Source organism: Nocardia puris, from assembly GCF_036051655.1.
Classification (GTDB): Bacteria; Actinomycetota; Actinomycetes; order Mycobacteriales; family Mycobacteriaceae; genus Nocardia; species Nocardia puris.
The window spans coordinates 4,452,494-4,468,122 of the sequence record NZ_CP107943.1; the positions used below are offsets into that span (position 1 = coordinate 4,452,494).

Below are 15,629 nucleotides of genomic sequence, written 5' to 3' on the forward strand. Positions count from 1 at the left end.
CGTCCTCACCGAGACAGTCCGGGATCGGTTCCTCCTCGGCTTTGCCGGGCGACGATCTGAAGCACGGTTCTCTCCGGCCGGAGTCCGAGTGAGGATCTACTCCTCGTCGGGCGGGTCCTCGAGCTGGTCGCGGTCGGCCCAGGCGAGCAGTTCCTCGATGCGGAACACGGCGTCGTCGATCCCGGCGTGCAGGTCGCCCAGTTCGGCGTAGCGGGCGGGCACGGTGCGGACGGTGAAGTCGCGCGGATCGATATCGGGGATCTCGTCCCAGCCGACGGGAGCGGAGACCGTGGCCTGCGCATTGCCGCGCACCGAGTAGGCGGCGGCGATGGTGTGGTCGCGGGCGTTCTGGTTGTAGTCGACGAAAAGCAGCTTCGGATCGCGGTCTTTTCGCCACCAGGTCGTGGTGACGTCGTCGGGGGCGCGGCGCTCGACCTCGTGCGCGAAAGCCAATGCGGCGCGGCGTACTTCGGTGAAGCCCCACTCCGGTGCGATTCGGACGTACACGTGCAGACCTTTGCCGCCGGAGGTCTTCGGCCATCCGACGGCCCCGAGTTCGTCCAGCACCTCGCGCACGACCCCCGCCACCCGCTGCACTCGCGACCACGGGCAATCGGGCATCGGGTCCAGGTCGATACGCCATTCGTCGGGGCGTTCGGTGTCGGCGCGCCGCGAGTTCCACGGATGGAACTCCACGGTGGACATCTGCACGGCCCATACGACGTCCGCGAGTTCGCGCACGCACAGTTCGTCGGCGTGGCGGCCGTAGCGCGGGAAGTACACGCGCACCGTCGGAATCCAGTCCGGCGCACCGGCGGGCAGCCGCTTCTGGTGCACCTTGCCGCCCGGCAACCCTTTCGGGAACCGGTGCAGCATGCAGGGCCGGTCCCGCAGCGCGTTGACGATCCCGTCGCCGACGCTCAGGTAGTACTGCACCAGGTCGAGCTTGGTGAGCCCGAGGTCGGGGAAGTACACCCGGTCCGGGCTCGACACCCGGACCCGCCGTTCCCCGACGTCGAGTTCGACGGCGTCCCCCACCGACTTGCTGGCCACACCCGACCCTAACCCGGCGTGGGCGACTCCCGCCGACCATCGCCCCAGCGGGTCGCGGCGCCGGCCCGCCCGCTCAGCTCACCGTGGCCAGGGCGAAGGGGAGGACGGCCGGGGCCCCCGCGCGGCGCAGGGCGTGGGCGGCGAGGGTGAGGGTCCACCCGGTGTCGGTGAGGGCGTCGACCAGCAGGACCGGACCGTCGAGGCCGGACAGGTCGGGCACCTCCCACGAGTCGTGCAGCCCGGCGACGCGGTGCGCCGAGTTGGCGGCCGACACCGGCGGCCGGTCGGGCCGCACCGGCAGCGTGCCGAGATCCCGCAGGCGGCCCACCTCGGCCAGGCGCGCGGCCAGCGTGGCGGTGAGCACCGGATGGCGCGGTGGCGCCAGCGCCATCACCGACGTCGGCCTGCGTTCCCAATCCCATTCGCGCAGCACCGCGATGCACGCGTCGAACACGGCGTCGGGCACCGGATCGTCGGGGGCGTCCAACAGCGCGCGCAGCCGTTGACCCCAGCCGAGGTCGGTGAGCCGTCCGAGCGCCCGCCCGGTCTCCGCGCCCTCGGTGATCTTGCCGGACAACGGAATTCCCAGTTTCGCCATTCCGGTCGGCCACTGCTTGCGGGGTGCGAGGTCCAGACCGGGACGGTCCAGCCGGGCGCGAGTCGCGGCCACCGCGTCGGCCGCGACGCTGACATCCGGACGTGTGCCGGTGCAGTTGTCGCAGCGCCCGCAGTCGGGGGCGCCCGCGAGTCCAGGGTCGTCGAGCTGGGCGCGCAGGAACGTCATCCGGCAGCCGGAGGTGGTTTGGTAATCCAGCATCGCCTGCTGTTCCACCTCGCGGGCCGCCGCCAAGCGCTCGTAGCGTTCGGTGTCGTACACCCACGGCTGTCCGGTGGAGATCCAGCCGCCGCGCACCCGCCGCACCGCGCCGTCCACGTCCAGTACCTTCAGCACCATCTCCAGGCGCGAGCGGTTCAGTTCCACCAGCGGTTCCAGCGCCGCCGTCGACAGCGGCCGCTCGGCGTCCAGCTCGGCCAGCACCGTGCGCACGATGTGCTCGCGCGGGAAGGCCACCGAGGCGAAGTAGGTCCAGATCCGCGTGTCCTCCGGACCGGGCAGCAGGATCACTTCGGCGCGATCGGTCCCGCGCCCCGCGCGACCCACCTGCTGGTAGTAGGCGATCGGGGAGGACGGCGCGCCCACGTGCACGACGAACCCGAGATCCGGCTTGTCGAATCCCATGCCGAGCGCGGAGGTGGCGATCAGCGCCTTCACCTCGTTGCCGAGCAGCGCCGCCTCCAGCGCCTCCCGCTCGGCCGGATCGGTCTGTCCGGTGTAGGCGGCGACGCGGTGCCCGTGCGTGGACAGCACGTCGGCCAGGTCGTGCGCGGCGGCGACGGTGAGCGTGTAGACGATGCCCGAGCCGGGCAGCCGGTGCAGGTGTTCGCTCAGCCAGGCGGTGCGCTGCACCGCGTCGTCGAACCGGACCACCGACAGGTGCAGCGACTCGCGGTCCAGGGTGCCGCGCAGCACCAGGGTGTCGGTGCCGATCTGGGTGGCGACGTCGGTGACCACCCGGTCGTTCGCGGTGGCGGTGGTGGCCAGCACCGGCACGTCGGCGCCGAGATCGGCGATGAGGGTGCGGATGCGGCGGTAGTCGGGGCGGAAATCGTGCCCCCAGTCCGATACGCAGTGCGCTTCGTCCACCACGACCAGTCCGGCGTCGGCCGCCAGCTTCGGCAGCACCTGATCGCGAAAGTCGGGGTTGTTCAACCGTTCCGGGCTCACCAGCAGCACGTCGACCTCGCCGCGCGCCACCCGCTCGTGGATCTCGTCCCATTCGGTGACATTGCCGGAGTTGATCGTCGCCGCGACCACGCCCGCGCGCTCGGCGGCGGCCACCTGGTTGCGCATCAGCGCCAGCAGCGGCGACACGATCACCGTGGGCCCGCGCCCGGCGCGGCGCAGCAGCTTGGCGGCGATGAAGTACACGGCCGACTTGCCCCACCCGGTGCGCTGCACGACCAGCGCGCGGCGGCGGTGCACGGCCAGCGCCTCGATGGCCGTCCACTGGTCCTCGCGGAGCCGGGCGCCGGGCCCGGCCAGGTCACGCAGCAGTTCCTCGGCCCGATCGCGAAGGTCGGGCGCGGCGAGGTCGATCGCGGCGGTGGTCACGCGCTCCATGGTGCCCCACCCCACCGACAGTCCGCGCAGTGCGGTCGCGGCGTAATTCGAGTGCGCCCCGGTCAACGGCTCTTTACGGTGAGAGGAGTCGAGTAATCCACGAAAGGTGAGTCCGATGTTTCCCGTCGAGCTGCGCGGCACCAAGGCGCAGACGCTCCTGTGGGCCCACGAGCACGAGATCGAGCCCGCCGCCGTGCGGCAGCTGCGAAACATCGCGCAACTGGAATGGGTGTACGGGGTGCGCGTCATGCCCGACGTGCACCTCGGCAAGGGCGCGACGGTCGGCTCGGTCATCGCCATGCGCGACGCCGTCGCCCCGGCCGCGGTCGGCGTCGACATCGGCTGCGGGATGGAGAGCGTGCGCACCGACCTCACCGCCGCCGACCTGCCCGACGATCTGCGCGGGCTGCGTGCCCGCATCGAGGCCGCGGTGCCGGTCGGGTTCCAGGCGCACAAGGAGGCGGTGAACGTCGCGCGGCTTGGTGCGGAGTTCGCGGGCTCGCACGGGGACGCGGCGCGGAAGGCGCGCGGCTGGGACCGCTTCTGGGGCGCCTTCGGTGACCTGGACCCCGGCGTGGGGGCGCTGGAGAGCAAGGCGCACAAGCAGATGGGGTCCCTCGGCGGGGGTAACCACTTCATCGAGGTGTGCCTGGACGAGCACGAGCGCGTGTGGATCCTGCTGCACTCGGGCAGCCGCAATATCGGCAAGGAACTCGCCGAGCGGCACATGGCCGTCGCGCGGACCCTGCCGCACAACCGCGACCTGCCCGACCGTGATCTGGCCGTGTTCCTCTCCGGCACACCGGAAATGGACGCCTACCGCCGCGACCTCACCTGGGCGCAGGAGTACGCCGCGCGCAACCGCGCGGTGATGCTCTCGCTGGTGTGCCGGGCGGTGCGTGACGAATTCGCCGGGCGCGAGGTGCTTTTCGAGACGCCGATCTCCTGCCACCACAACTATGTGGCGGAGGAGATGGTGGACGGCATGCCTATGCTCATCACCCGCAAGGGCGCGGTCCGGGCGGGCGAGGGCGACCTCGCGCTGATCCCCGGGTCGATGGGCACGCGCTCGTACGTGGTGCGGGGCAAGGGAAATCCGGCCTCGTTCCAGTCCGCGTCGCACGGCGCGGGCCGCCGGATGAGCCGCACCAAGGCCAAGAAGCAGTTCACCGTCGCCGATCTCGTCGCCCAGACCGAGGGCGTCGAGTCCCGCAAGGACGCCGGCGTGGTGGACGAGATCCCGGCCGCGTACAAGGACATCGACGAGGTCATCGAGGCGCAGCGCGACCTGGTCGACGTCGTCGCCACCTTGCGTCAGGTGCTGTGCGTGAAGGGGTGAACCCGAGCACGGCGCGGCGGTCCGTTCGACCGCCGCGCCGCGATCAGCGCCTGCGCAACGTGGCCGCGACCCCCGCGCCCACCAGCAGCACGCCCGCGAGGAACACGCTGCCGTTGATCACCCACGCGTGCACGGCGAGCCGGGTCTCGTCGGACAACAGCGGGAGGTCGTCGATGAGGCGGAACGTGTCGTCGGGGAACAGGAAGTAGACGATCCCCGGGAAGATCCCCCACACCATGCCCGCGAGGATCGTGCCCGCGGGCGAATACGCCGCGAGCGCCGCCACCAACAGCAGCAGCGCCGCGCCCGCGATGATCTGGAAGGTGGAGCCCCAGCGGTTCGCGGCGTCGCCCATGATCACCCACTGGCGGGTGGTGGCGGCGCCGTGCGCGGCGAGCGCGAGACCGATCGGCGTGACCACCAGTCCGATCAGCACACCGATCGCGGTGCGGCCCAGGGTGCCGCCCGAGCGGAACTGCGCGCCGGGCGGCGTCCAGTCCGGGGGCGGCTGGTACTGGTAGGACATCGTTCGCCTCCTGCGCGATCCCGCCGTGGAACTCCATTGTCGCCCGGCCGCAAGCGTTTCGCGCGACCATGCGGTCTCACGATGATCTCGCGTGCGCGTCCTTCCGGTGGCGGATCGGCGCGACGGGGGGTTCTCGGAGGCGGGGGTCGGCGGGCGGCTCAGTCGGGTGTGGGGAGTCGCCGACGGCCGGCGGTGAGTTCGCCGGCGAGGTCCTCGTAGGCGAGGGACAGCTCGGCGAGCCGTTCCCACGCGTTCCAGAGGTCCCAGCCGTCGACCGTGGCCAGCGCGTTGTAGGCGAGCGCGGTCAGCTGCGCCAGCCGGTCGACGATCGCGCCGAGCCCCTCGGTGTGCAGGTACGCGCCGCCGGGTGCGCTCGGCAGGTGCGTCGCCGTCCACCGATCGATGTCCCGGACCAGGCGGGTGCGGTGCGCGTCGATGTCCGGTACGGCCTCCCTTTCCGCGGTGAGCCTGCTTTTGTGGAGATCGGCGAGTTCACGGGCGTGCGGGGCGAGCGGGTGTGTGGCGGTGTCCTCGCCCCGGCAGGCACGTAACAGTTGGTCGCGAGTGGGCAGCGGTGCGGTCATAGGTTGCCTGCATTCCACGGGCGCATCCCTATGTCATCTGACTCGGACGGGCCGGACAGTTCTATGGGACAAACAATCCGGGGCCCGTGCATGTAATGGTCTGTGCGATCACGGAACCGGGCGACGGGGTAGCAGCGCCGGTGCGGTTCGTCATCTGCATAGGCAGTGGCGGTCACTTCACCCCGCGTTCGGCATCGGCGCACCCGATGAGCGCGGCCAGCACACTGGACATCGCGGGGCGGAAGTGATCGCGGATAGGTGTGTCCCAACCCCGCCCCGAGAGACCGGGGGTCGGCAGGACCACCGAACGCCCCGGTTCGATGATTACCGAGTCGGTGTATCGCAGAACGTATTCGGCGTTCACGTCCCGGTCACGGGGGTCGAGCGCCCGGGTCAGGAATGTGAGCCTATGGAACGGGTGCCACACGATCGGCCCCGTGATACTGAACTTCCGAAGCTCTTCCTTGGTCCTGTACCCCCAATGCTCCGGCATCGAGATCGCACGAATACTTCCGCCGATCGCCACCGCGAGACGGTTTTGGCGATCGATATGCACCGGCAGGTTCCCAACCGTGCGGAGGTAATGGCAACCACCGAGTATTTCGGCGGGTACAACCGATGTGGACATTTCGAAACCCCCTGGTAGCCTCTGGATTCGGAAGCGCCCGGCCCCCGGTCGGGGCAGTGCGTGTGGGGACACGGAACCGGGGTGGAGATATCTGGCGATCTCCTTGCCGGGCGCTTCAGTAGCACACCACGATTCGCGCGATTCGGTGTCATCGATCCGCGGATTCGCCAAAAGTGCTGCAAACCCCCAGAGCGATTTTTCGTTTGAAAACGCCCGACACGTCCTGAGAACTCCAGGAGCATTGGTGAACACTGCCTATCCACAACACATTCCGCTCCCACACCGCCTGCTCGGTCACTACGTCCGTGACGCCAGGCTCGCCGCGAACCTCCGCCAGACCGACGTCGCCGAGAAGATGCAGTGGAGCGTGAGCAAGATCTGCCGCCTCGAACAGGGGCACACCGGAAAGCTGTACGACCGCGACCTCGAACTGCTCGCCAGCATCCTCGGCCTGAGCCGGGAGAAGACCGACGTGCTGATCGACCTGGCTCGTCAAGTGGCACAGAAGAGTTGGTGGAATCGATGCGGGCACCTGATCCCGGCGGGCTTCAACGTCTACATCAGTTTGGAGAACGAAGCGTGCCGGCTCGAGATCTTCCGCCCGGACATCGTCTCCGGGCTGTTCCAGACGCCGGATTACGCACGCGCGCTGGACGATATCTACTTCCCGGACGAATCCGAGGAGGGGCGGGCGGGGCGCGTGCAGGTGCGGCTGCAGCGGCAGGCGATACTCACCACGAAGTTGCGCCAGGTCACCGTGGACGCCGTGTTCCACGAGAGCGCCCTGCGCACGGTGGTGGGCGGCGCGGCGACCATGGAGGGCGAGATGCGACACCTCGCCGACGTGAGCACGCTGCCCAACGTTCGTCTGCGAATCCTGCCCTACAGCGCGGGATTTCCGACCGGCGCGCAGGTCGGTCCGTTCACCGTCCTGGACTTCGCGCCGGAGCCGCGGGGCGTCAGCGCCACCCCGACGATCGTGTACACCGAGTCGTCGCTGGCCGGCGACATGTACCTGGAGGACGATATCGATGTGCGGGCACATCGCCGAGCGGCCGCGGTGATCCGCGCGGCGGCGTACGATGAAGCGACCAGCAGGCAGATGTTCCGGCACATGGCAAGGGAGTTCCGGTGATGAATCTCGATCTGTCCCAAGCGAACTGGTTCAAGAGCACCCGTAGCTCGGCGGGCAAGGAGTGCGTGGAGGTCGCGCACTTGGCCGCGGGGAGCGTCGGCGTGCGCGACTCCAAGAATCCCGGTGGTGCGGCGCTGATCTTCGCGCCCGCCGAATGGGACGCGTTCGTCTCCGGCGCCCGCGCCGGAACGTTCCATCCCTGAGCGGGAGAACATTTCGACATCGGTGTCCCGCGCGGAACCCGAGGGGTTCCGGCGTGGGCTTCGATGTGGGCTTCGATGTGGTGAGCGTGATCGCGTTTCCCGCGGCATTCTCGAAATGAGAATGGCCGTGTGGAACTCGGCGATCGCGTGCAGGACACGGCGTTCTCATCGTGGTCGCGGTGTTGTTCCGGTCGATCGGTGACAATGTCATTCCCGTTTGCAGTGGGCAATTTTCAGAATGAAAGCCAATTGTCGTGCGACCGAATGCCAACCGCGTCGGCCGGGACTTGTCTCCGAGCGGTGAACGGTTCGCGCGTTTCCCCGCACCTATCGAAAGGTATCGCCCAACAGAACGGCGTCCGGCGGATGCGTCATGAGCTGAACAGGGGCACGCCGACCGGAAGGAACGCGCCGAGCGAATCGACGCTCGGGTCGCATTGCCGTGGGTGAGTTGCTGCTTGCCGCTCGGTAATGGCGGCCGTCGAAGAAAGGGCCCCTACAGCCCGTGATCGCGGAGCAGCGCTTGAATGGCGGGCCGTTCCGGAATCGCGGCGGTGGCGCCGAGGTTCGTGGTGGCCAACGCGCCCGCCGCGCTGGCCCATTGGAGGGCGGTGGCTGGTCCGAGATGCCACGTGGCGGCCAGCGCGCCGGCGAAGGAGTCACCCGCGCCGGTCGTGTCCACGACGTCGACGGGAAAGGCCGGGACGGTGAGTTCGGCCTCGCGCGGCCCGAACCAGGTGGCCCCGGAGCCGCCGCGGGTGATCACGAGGTGGGGCACGGGGTTGAGGGCCGACCCGTAGGCGAGCGCCTCGGTCGAGTTGACCACGACGACATCGAGATTCGCCACCAGGTCCGCGGGCAGCGCCTGCACGGGGGAGGGATTGAAGACCACCACCGTGGCGTGGGCGCGGGCGTGCCGGGCGGCGGCGAGGATCGTCGCGGCCGGGATCTCGTACTGACACAGCAGCACGTCGGCGGCGGCGATCACGGCGAGATCGTCCTCGCCGAGGTCGGTGAGCTTCCCGTTGGCGCCCGGCACCACGATGATGCTGTTCTCACCGAAGCCGTCCACCACGATCGAGGCCACCCCGCTCGGTCCGGGCACGGTGCGCAACTGTTTCGTGCCGACCCCGGCGTCGGTCAGCGCGCGATGCAGATCGTCGGCGAACACGTCGCTGCCGACCGCGCCCACGAACTCCACCTCGGCGCCCGCCCGCCGCGCCGCGATCGCCTGATTGGCGCCCTTGCCGCCGGGCAGCGTCGTGAACCCCGTGCCGAATACGGTCTCGCCGGGTGAGGCGCGCCGCCGCGTCGTGGTGACCAGGTCCATGTTGATGCTGCCGAGCACGGCGATGACGGGATCGGTCATGCGCCGGACGCTAGTCCGCCCCGGCGCGTTCACGCAGGTAATCGAGGCCGTGTCAGCGATCGAGCCCGCGCCGGGACGGCGTGTCGCAGGCGGACCCGCGGTACGGCGTGCCGCGAGAAGCCGTGCGGTGCCCCTGGTTTCGGGGGCGGGGCGGGAACGCCGAATACCGGCGAAACCGGCTTGTGACCGGTGCGTAGGCTGTACCCATGACGGCAACGACCACCGAGCGGGATGTGCGGGAGGCGGTGCACGCGGCCGCGCGACGGGCTCGCGTCGCGTCCAGGGCGCTCGCTCAGCTGACCACCGCGCAGAAGAACGAGGCCCTGCACGCCGCCGCGGACGCGTTGCTGGCGGCCGCCGACACCGTGCTGGCCGCCAACGCCGAGGATCTCGCCGCCGCCGAGGCCGCGGGCACCGAGGCCTCGCTGCTGGACCGATTGCGCCTCACCAAGCCGCGGATCGACGGCATCGCGTCCGGACTGCGCCAGGTCGCGGGCCTGCCCGACCCGGTCGGCGACGTGGTGCGCGGCTCCACCCTCCCCAACGGCCTCGAGGTGCGTCAGGTGCGGGTGCCGCTCGGCGTGGTCGGCATGGTGTACGAGGCCAGGCCCAACGTCACCGTCGACGCGTTCGGCCTCGCGCTCAAGTCCGGCAACGCGGCCCTGCTGCGCGGGTCCTCCTCCGCGGCGAAGTCCAACGCCGCGCTGGTCGAGGTGCTGCGCGAATCGCTCGGCGCCCTGGGCATTCCGGCCGACGCCGTGCAACTGCTGCCCAGCCACGACCGCTCCAGCGTCACCCACCTCATCCAGGCCCGCGGCCTGGTCGACGTGGTGATCCCGCGCGGCGGGGCGGGCCTGATCAACGCCGTCGTCCGCGATGCGACCGTGCCCACCATCGAGACCGGCACCGGCAACTGCCACGTCTACGTGCACGCCGCCGCCGACCTCGACATGGCCGAGAACATCCTCCTCAACGCCAAGACCCGCCGCCCCAGCGTCTGCAACGCGGCCGAGACGGTGCTCATCGACAAGGCGATCGCCGACGCGGCCCTGCCCCGGCTCACCGCCGCCCTGGAGCGCAGCGGCGTCACCATCCACGGCGACCTGCCCGGTCAGGTGCCCGCCACCGACGCCGACTGGGGCGAGGAGTACCTCACCCTCGATATCGCGCTCAAGGTCGTGGACGATCTGGACGCCGCCGTCGAGCACATCAACACCTGGGGCACCGGGCACACCGAGGCCATCGTCACCGCCGAACTGGCCGCGGCCCGCGAGTTCACCAGCCGCGTCGACGCCGCCGCCGTGATGGTCAACGCGTCCACCGCGTTCACCGACGGCGAGCAGTTCGGCTTCGGCGCCGAGATCGGCATCTCCACCCAGAAGTTGCACGCCCGCGGCCCGATGGCGCTGCCGGAGCTCACCTCCACGAAGTGGATCGTGTGGGGCGACGGCCAGATCCGCCCGGCGTGACGTGAGGAAGGACCACCCCGTGGACGAAGCGCAGGAGCCGACGTTCCATTCGGTCGACGACGTGATCGAACGGCTGGCCACCACCGGATACCTGGCCGACAAGTCCACCGCCACCTCGGTGTTCCTGGCCGACCGGCTCGGCAAGCCGCTGCTCATCGAGGGCCCGGCCGGTGTCGGCAAGACCGAACTGGCCCGCGCCGTGGCCCAGACCTCGGGCGCGGAGCTGGTGCGCCTGCAGTGCTACGAGGGGGTGGACGAGGCCCGCGCGCTCTACGAGTGGAATCACGCCAAGCAGATCCTGCGCATCCAGGCCTCCAGCGAGAACGACTGGGAGGAGACGAAAGCCGACGTCTTCACCGAGGAGTTCCTGCTGAGCCGCCCGCTGCTCACCGCGATCCGCCGCACCGACCCCACCGTGCTGCTCATCGACGAGACCGACAAGGCCGACGTCGAGATCGAGGGCCTGCTGCTCGAAGTGCTCAGCGATTTCGCGGTGACGGTGCCGGAACTGGGCACCATCACCGCGCGTCGCAAGCCGTTCGTGGTGCTCACCTCCAACGCCACCCGCGAGCTCTCCGAGGCGCTCAAGCGGCGCTGCCTCTACCTGCACCTGGACTTCCCCGACGAGGAACTCGAGCGCCGCATCCTGGCCAGCCGGGTGCCGGAGCTGTCGGCGGCGGTCTCGGCGCAGCTGGTGCGGATCGTGCACGTGCTGCGCGGGATGCAGCTCAAGAAGCTGCCCTCGGTCGCGGAATCCATCGACTGGGGCCGCACCCTGCTGGCGCTGGGCCTGACCGACCTGGACGATGCCACAGTGCGTGCGACCTTGGGCGTGGTGCTCAAACACCGCAGCGACCATCAGCGCGCGCTGGCCGAGTTGAAGCTGGCCTGAGCCGTGAACGAGACGGCGCTCACCGCGCCACACGGGATGCCGGGGCATCTCGTGGGGTTCGTGGAGGCGCTGCGAGCGCGCGGCGTCCCGGTCGGCCCGTCGGAGACGGTGGACGCGGGCCGGGTGCTCACCGTCCTCGATCTGCTCGACCGTGAGGCCGTGCGGGAGGGGTTGGCCTGTTCACTCCTGCGGCGCACCACCCACCGCGCGACGTTCGACGGGTTGTTCGACCTTTGGTTCCCGGTGGCGCTCGGCGAACGCGACCCTGCCGACGACGACATCGAGATTCCGCACACCCCCGCCGGGGACGTCGATATTCCCGCCCTGCGGGAGATGCTCGCCGAGCTGCTGGCTATGGAGGATCCCGGGCGCCAGCTCGAGCAGATAGCCGCGCAGCTCGTGGAACAGCTCGGGCAGTATCAGTCTGCGCGCGGCCCCTCCTTCTCGGCGTATCAAGCGCTGAAAGAGGTTCAGCCACAGACGTTGCTGGCGAAGATCCTCGCGGGCCTGGCGATAGGCCCGGACACGAGCCCCTTCGAGACCGAGGTCGCCCGCCGCGCGGCCCGGCAGCGCATCGACGGGTTCCGCGCCACCGTCGAGGCCGAGACCCGCAGGCGGGTCGCGGAGCGGATCGGGCGCGAGCGCGTCGCGACCTACGGCGTGGCCCGGCAGGCCGAGGACGTCGACTTCCTGCGGGCCTCCGAGCGCGAACTGGCCGAGCTGCGGCGCAGCACCCAGCGCTTGGCCCGGGTGCTGGCCTCACGGATGGCCGTGCGGCGCAAGCATTCCCGGCGCGGCGAGATCGACCTGCGCCGCACCTTGCGCAAGTCCATGTCGACGGGCGGGGTGCCGATCGACCTGGTCAACCGCAAACCGCACCCCGGCCGCCCCGAACTGGTGCTGCTGTGCGACGTGTCCGGTTCGGTCGCGGGCTTCAGCAACTTCACCTTGCTGCTGGTGAGCGCCCTGCGCGAACAGTTCTCGCGCGTGCGGATCTTCGCGTTCGTGGACAACACCGACGAGGTGACCCGCTTCTTCACCCCCGACACCCAGCTCGACCAGGCGATGACCGCCATCATGACCGAATCCGACGTCGTCGGCTACGACGGGCACTCCGACTACGGCGGCGCGCTGTCCAGCTTCGTCCGCGAGTTCCCCGACGCCGTCACCAGCCGCAGCTCGCTGCTGGTCCTCGGTGACGCGCGCACCAATTACCGCGACCCGCAACTGGATACGCTGCGCTCGCTGGTGGGAACCGCCAAACACGCGCACTGGCTGAACCCGGAACCGCGCACCCAATGGGGATCCGGCGATTCAGCGGCCGAGCGCTACCTCGAGGTGATCGAGATGCACGAGTGCCGTTCGGCGCGCCAGCTCACCGAGGTGGTGTCGCGGCTGCTGCCCGTCTGAGGCCCCGCACGCCGAAACCCTCGCCTTATGGCCGCGATCAGATTTTGTTAAGCGTTTCATTGGCGGGCGTCATGACGATCGCCCGCATGGTGAACGGAACGCCCGCGGGCGGGGAGCCGGTGCGCACCGGAGTGTCGGGGAACGAGGACCGGGACATCTCCCGGCTCGACGGGGACGGTTCGCGGGTGGACGGGGAGGAAACGAGGGGGATGGGGATGCGGCAGGAGTACACGCTCGAGGGTGCGCGGTCCGAGCACGACGACGGCGATCTGCGCGCCGTGCGGGCGCGGCACGCGGCGGGGCTGGCGGCGGCGCGATTGCTGGACGCGCCGAAGGCGGCCGAAGCGCATCTGCGGGAGGCCTTGGACGTGGGGGCGGGGGCGGTGCCCGCCGACGAACTCGCCCGCTGGCACTCGCAGCTGGTCATGGTGCTCTCCGGCGACGCGGGGCGCGAAACCGAACTCGCCGAGGCGGCGCTGCGGGCGGCCGAGCAGTGGGACGGGCTGTCGGCGTCGGCCGCCACGCACCTCACGTTCGTGGCCGCGCGGGCCTGCCACCGCGCGGGCCATCACGCCAGGGCCGCGGCGCTGTTCGAACGGCCGATCGCCGCCGACGCCGCGCTCTACCCCGCCACGGAGATGGCCGTCCTGCGCGGGCAGTACGGCAAATCGCTCACATTGACCGGCAAGTACCTCGACGCGGCCGAACAGTTCCTGGAGGCGGCGCGGCTGGTCCGCACCGACCGCACGCGCACCGAGCTGCAAGCCGAACTCGCCTCCTCGGCGGCCTCCGCACTGGACGCGGGCGGTGCCGAGGACCGCGCCCAGGTCGCCTACCTGCGCGCCGCGCAGCTCTGGGGCGAGCTGGGACGCATCGGCCCGCGCTGCCGTTGCCTGCGCGCCGCCGCCTGGTTGCGCTACTGGGCCGCCACCACCGAACCGGAGCGTGAGCAGGGCGTCGCCGCGCTGCGTGAGGTGCTGGACGAGCTCACCGCGCGCGCCGGGGACGCGCCGTCGCCGGAGGTCACCCTCGAACTCGAGCACACCCACCGCCAGCTCGCCGACATGCGGGAGCGCTGAGCGCCCGGGCACGCCGCCCCGAGCCCGACGCCGACCGATAAGCTCGGCACTCATGCACGAGACAGGGCCGGCCCGACGCAGGCTGGGGGTGATGGGTGGCACGTTCGACCCCATCCACCACGGCCACCTGGTCGCGGCCAGCGAGGTCGCCAACCGCTTCGCGCTCGACGAGGTCATCTTCGTCCCGACCGGGCAGCCGTGGCAGAAGGCGCACAAGAAGGTCAGCCCCGGTGAGGACCGCTACCTGATGACGGTCATCGCGACCGCCTCCAACCCGCGCTTCTCGGTCAGCCGAGCCGACATCGACCGCGGCAAGGTCACCTATACGGTGGACACACTGCGGGAGATGCGGGCACAGTATCCCGACGCGGACCTGTACTTCATCACGGGTGCGGACGCGCTGGCCAACATCCTGTCGTGGCAGGATTGGGCGGAACTGTTCGAACTGGCGAAGTTCGTCGGGGTGAGCCGACCGGGCTACGAGCTGAACGCCGACCATCTGCGGGAACATCTGCGTGATCTTCCGTCCGATGCGGTGACGATGATCGAGGTCCCGGCCCTGGCCATCTCGTCGAGCGAGTGCAGGCGACGCGCCGCCGAGAACCGGCCGGTGTGGTACCTCGTCCCCGACGGCGTGGTCCAGTACATATCGAAGCGGCACCTGTACGTGCCCGGAGCAGCGGAAGGTAGCTGAATGAGCGCATCTGTCGAGTCGGTCGAGATGGCGCAGGTCGCCGCGCGGGCGGCGGACGAGAAGCTGGCTTCCGACGTGGTGGTCCTGGACGTGTCCGAGCAGCTGGTCATCACCGACTGCTTCGTCATCGCCTCCGCCCCGAACGAGCGCCAGGTCAACGCCATCGTCGACAACGTGGAGGAGAAGCTGCGCGACGCCGGGTACAAGCCCGTGCGCCGCGAGGGCACCCGCGAGGGACGGTGGGCGCTGCTGGACTACGTGGAGATCGTGGTGCACATCCAGCACAACGACGAGCGCAATTACTATGGCCTGGAGCGGCTGTGGAAGGACTGTCCGGTGGTGCCCGTCGACGGCATCGGCGATCCGCGCGCCACCGGCAACGGTGAGGGAGACGGCGCCGAGTGAGCAAGTATGCCGGTGTGCGCACCCTGATCCTGTTGCGGCACGGGCAGACCGAATGGAATGCCTCGGACCGTATGCAGGGCCAGATCGACACCGATCTCACCGATCTGGGCCGCCGACAGGCGAAAGAAGCCGCGCGGGAACTGGTTTCACGCAACGCCATCGCCATCGTCTCCTCCGATCTGAAACGGGCCTACGACACGGCGCAGGCCCTGTCCGAACACACCACGGTGCCGGTGGTGCGCGATCAACGCCTGCGCGAAACCCACCTCGGTGACTGGGAGGGGCTGACCCACCTCGAGGTGGACGCCGACTACCCGGGCGCCCGGGTAGCCTGGCGGCTCGACGCCACCTACCGGCCGCCCAACGGCGAGAGCAAACTCGAGGTCGGCGCGCGGTCGCTGCCCGTGGTGCAGGAACTCTTCCGCGAGCGACAGGATTGGCCCGGCCGGACTATCATCCTGGTGGCGCACGGCGGGCTGATCGCAGCGTTGACGGCCGCGCTGCTCGATCTGCCGCCCGACAACTGGCCCATCCTCGGCGGACTGGCCAATACCAGCTGGGTGCAACTGAGCAGCCACGGTCCAGGCATCGAGCAGCCCGGGTGGCGTCTCGATGTGTGGAACGCAGCGGCGAAGGTAGCTCCCGATGTCCTCTGAAGATC

General features: G+C 70.0%; 16 protein-coding genes. 10 read left to right on the forward strand and 6 right to left on the reverse strand.

All coding sequences use genetic code 11. From position 1 onward, the window contains the following. Positions 1-96: 96 nt before the first annotated feature. Together ligD and OHB21_RS20550 are read right to left on the reverse strand one after the other, a co-directional pair. Positions 97-1,053: a non-homologous end-joining DNA ligase gene (ligD, locus tag OHB21_RS20545; protein ID WP_067511597.1), complete on the reverse strand. Its 957-nt coding sequence runs from the start codon at positions 1,051-1,053 to the stop codon at positions 97-99. Positions 1,054-1,126: 73 nt separating this feature from the next. Then, positions 1,127-3,235 carry a RecQ family ATP-dependent DNA helicase gene (locus tag OHB21_RS20550; protein ID WP_113975250.1) on the reverse strand — a complete coding sequence of 703 codons (2,109 nt, stop codon included), beginning with the start codon at positions 3,233-3,235 and terminating at the stop codon, positions 1,127-1,129. 115 nt (positions 3,236-3,350) lie between these two features. Between OHB21_RS20550 and OHB21_RS20555 the strand changes: the two genes are divergently transcribed. Beyond that, positions 3,351-4,574, forward strand: coding sequence for an RtcB family protein (locus tag OHB21_RS20555; RefSeq protein WP_195125787.1), 1,224 nt, complete (start codon positions 3,351-3,353; stop codon positions 4,572-4,574). 43 nt (positions 4,575-4,617) lie between these two features. Here OHB21_RS20555 and OHB21_RS20560 read toward each other — a convergent pair whose 3' ends face one another. From OHB21_RS20560 to OHB21_RS20570, 3 genes are all read right to left on the reverse strand, one after another. Then, positions 4,618-5,100: a hypothetical protein gene (locus OHB21_RS20560; RefSeq protein ID WP_067511602.1), complete on the reverse strand. Its 483-nt coding sequence runs from the start codon at positions 5,098-5,100 to the stop codon at positions 4,618-4,620. A gap of 158 nt (positions 5,101-5,258) precedes the next feature. Further along, positions 5,259-5,684 carry a DUF4254 domain-containing protein gene (locus tag OHB21_RS20565; RefSeq protein ID WP_067511604.1) on the reverse strand — a complete coding sequence of 142 codons (426 nt, stop codon included), beginning with the start codon at positions 5,682-5,684 and terminating at the stop codon, positions 5,259-5,261. Between the two features lie 172 nt (positions 5,685-5,856). Continuing rightward, positions 5,857-6,312, reverse strand: a complete 456-nt coding sequence (locus OHB21_RS20570) for a hypothetical protein (RefSeq protein WP_147265873.1) — start codon at positions 6,310-6,312, stop codon at positions 5,857-5,859. A gap of 244 nt (positions 6,313-6,556) precedes the next feature. Between OHB21_RS20570 and OHB21_RS20575 the strand changes: the two genes are divergently transcribed. Together OHB21_RS20575 and OHB21_RS20580 are read left to right on the forward strand one after the other, a co-directional pair. Further along, positions 6,557-7,447, forward strand: coding sequence for a helix-turn-helix domain-containing protein (locus OHB21_RS20575; RefSeq protein ID WP_195125786.1), 891 nt, complete (start codon positions 6,557-6,559; stop codon positions 7,445-7,447). Next, the gene (locus tag OHB21_RS20580) at positions 7,447-7,650 is read left to right on the forward strand and encodes a DUF397 domain-containing protein (protein WP_067511608.1); all 204 of its coding nucleotides are present in this window, start codon (positions 7,447-7,449) and stop codon (positions 7,648-7,650) included. Before OHB21_RS20575 ends, OHB21_RS20580 begins: the two co-directional genes overlap by 1 nt. A gap of 496 nt (positions 7,651-8,146) precedes the next feature. Here OHB21_RS20580 and OHB21_RS20585 read toward each other — a convergent pair whose 3' ends face one another. Then, the gene (locus OHB21_RS20585; protein WP_195125785.1) at positions 8,147-9,019 is read right to left on the reverse strand and encodes a ribokinase; all 873 of its coding nucleotides are present in this window, start codon (positions 9,017-9,019) and stop codon (positions 8,147-8,149) included. A 206-nt stretch (positions 9,020-9,225) separates the two neighbouring features. Between OHB21_RS20585 and OHB21_RS20590 the strand changes: the two genes are divergently transcribed. The 7 genes from OHB21_RS20590 to OHB21_RS20620 all read left to right on the forward strand — a co-directional run bounded on the left by OHB21_RS20590 (position 9,226) and on the right by OHB21_RS20620 (position 15,624). Beyond that, positions 9,226-10,488, forward strand: a complete 1,263-nt coding sequence (locus OHB21_RS20590) for a glutamate-5-semialdehyde dehydrogenase (RefSeq protein ID WP_067511610.1) — start codon at positions 9,226-9,228, stop codon at positions 10,486-10,488. 19 nt (positions 10,489-10,507) lie between these two features. Then, positions 10,508-11,380 (forward strand): AAA family ATPase, encoded by an 873-nt coding sequence (locus tag OHB21_RS20595; protein WP_067511680.1) that lies wholly within the window; start codon positions 10,508-10,510, stop codon positions 11,378-11,380. 36 nt (positions 11,381-11,416) lie between these two features. Next, on the forward strand, positions 11,417-12,790 hold the full coding sequence (locus tag OHB21_RS20600) for a vWA domain-containing protein (protein WP_067511681.1): 1,374 nt from the start codon (positions 11,417-11,419) through the stop codon (positions 12,788-12,790). 86 nt (positions 12,791-12,876) lie between these two features. Next, positions 12,877-13,869: a hypothetical protein gene (locus OHB21_RS20605; RefSeq protein ID WP_147265872.1), complete on the forward strand. Its 993-nt coding sequence runs from the start codon at positions 12,877-12,879 to the stop codon at positions 13,867-13,869. A 52-nt stretch (positions 13,870-13,921) separates the two neighbouring features. Beyond that, positions 13,922-14,563, forward strand: coding sequence for a nicotinate-nucleotide adenylyltransferase (gene nadD / locus OHB21_RS20610; RefSeq protein ID WP_084537949.1), 642 nt, complete (start codon positions 13,922-13,924; stop codon positions 14,561-14,563). Next, positions 14,564-14,968 (forward strand): ribosome silencing factor, encoded by a 405-nt coding sequence (gene rsfS / locus OHB21_RS20615; RefSeq protein WP_067511620.1) that lies wholly within the window; start codon positions 14,564-14,566, stop codon positions 14,966-14,968. Then, positions 14,965-15,624 (forward strand): histidine phosphatase family protein, encoded by a 660-nt coding sequence (locus OHB21_RS20620; RefSeq protein ID WP_067511622.1) that lies wholly within the window; start codon positions 14,965-14,967, stop codon positions 15,622-15,624. The genes rsfS and OHB21_RS20620 overlap by 4 nt, the downstream gene beginning before the upstream one ends. Positions 15,625-15,629: the final 5 nt, after the last annotated feature.

What these genes read in the sequence shown, in the direction of transcription:
- OHB21_RS20550 (WP_113975250.1), bottom strand. Translation starts at nt 3,235, where the DNA reads ATGGAGCGCGTGACCACCGCCGCGATCGACCTCGCCGCGCCCGACCTT.
- OHB21_RS20555 (WP_195125787.1), top strand. Translation starts at nt 3,351, where the DNA reads ATGTTTCCCGTCGAGCTGCGCGGCACCAAGGCGCAGACGCTCCTGTGG.
- OHB21_RS20560 (WP_067511602.1), bottom strand. Translation starts at nt 5,100, where the DNA reads ATGTCCTACCAGTACCAGCCGCCCCCGGACTGGACGCCGCCCGGCGCG.
- OHB21_RS20565 (WP_067511604.1), bottom strand. Translation starts at nt 5,684, where the DNA reads ATGACCGCACCGCTGCCCACTCGCGACCAACTGTTACGTGCCTGCCGG.
- OHB21_RS20570 (WP_147265873.1), bottom strand. Translation starts at nt 6,312, where the DNA reads ATGTCCACATCGGTTGTACCCGCCGAAATACTCGGTGGTTGCCATTAC.
- OHB21_RS20580 (WP_067511608.1), top strand. Translation starts at nt 7,447, where the DNA reads ATGAATCTCGATCTGTCCCAAGCGAACTGGTTCAAGAGCACCCGTAGC.
- OHB21_RS20585 (WP_195125785.1), bottom strand. Translation starts at nt 9,019, where the DNA reads ATGACCGATCCCGTCATCGCCGTGCTCGGCAGCATCAACATGGACCTG.
- OHB21_RS20590 (WP_067511610.1), top strand. Translation starts at nt 9,226, where the DNA reads ATGACGGCAACGACCACCGAGCGGGATGTGCGGGAGGCGGTGCACGCG.
- OHB21_RS20600 (WP_067511681.1), top strand. Translation starts at nt 11,417, where the DNA reads ATGCCGGGGCATCTCGTGGGGTTCGTGGAGGCGCTGCGAGCGCGCGGC.
- OHB21_RS20605 (WP_147265872.1), top strand. Translation starts at nt 12,877, where the DNA reads ATGGTGAACGGAACGCCCGCGGGCGGGGAGCCGGTGCGCACCGGAGTG.
- nadD (WP_084537949.1), top strand. Translation starts at nt 13,922, where the DNA reads ATGCACGAGACAGGGCCGGCCCGACGCAGGCTGGGGGTGATGGGTGGC.
- rsfS (WP_067511620.1), top strand. Translation starts at nt 14,564, where the DNA reads ATGAGCGCATCTGTCGAGTCGGTCGAGATGGCGCAGGTCGCCGCGCGG.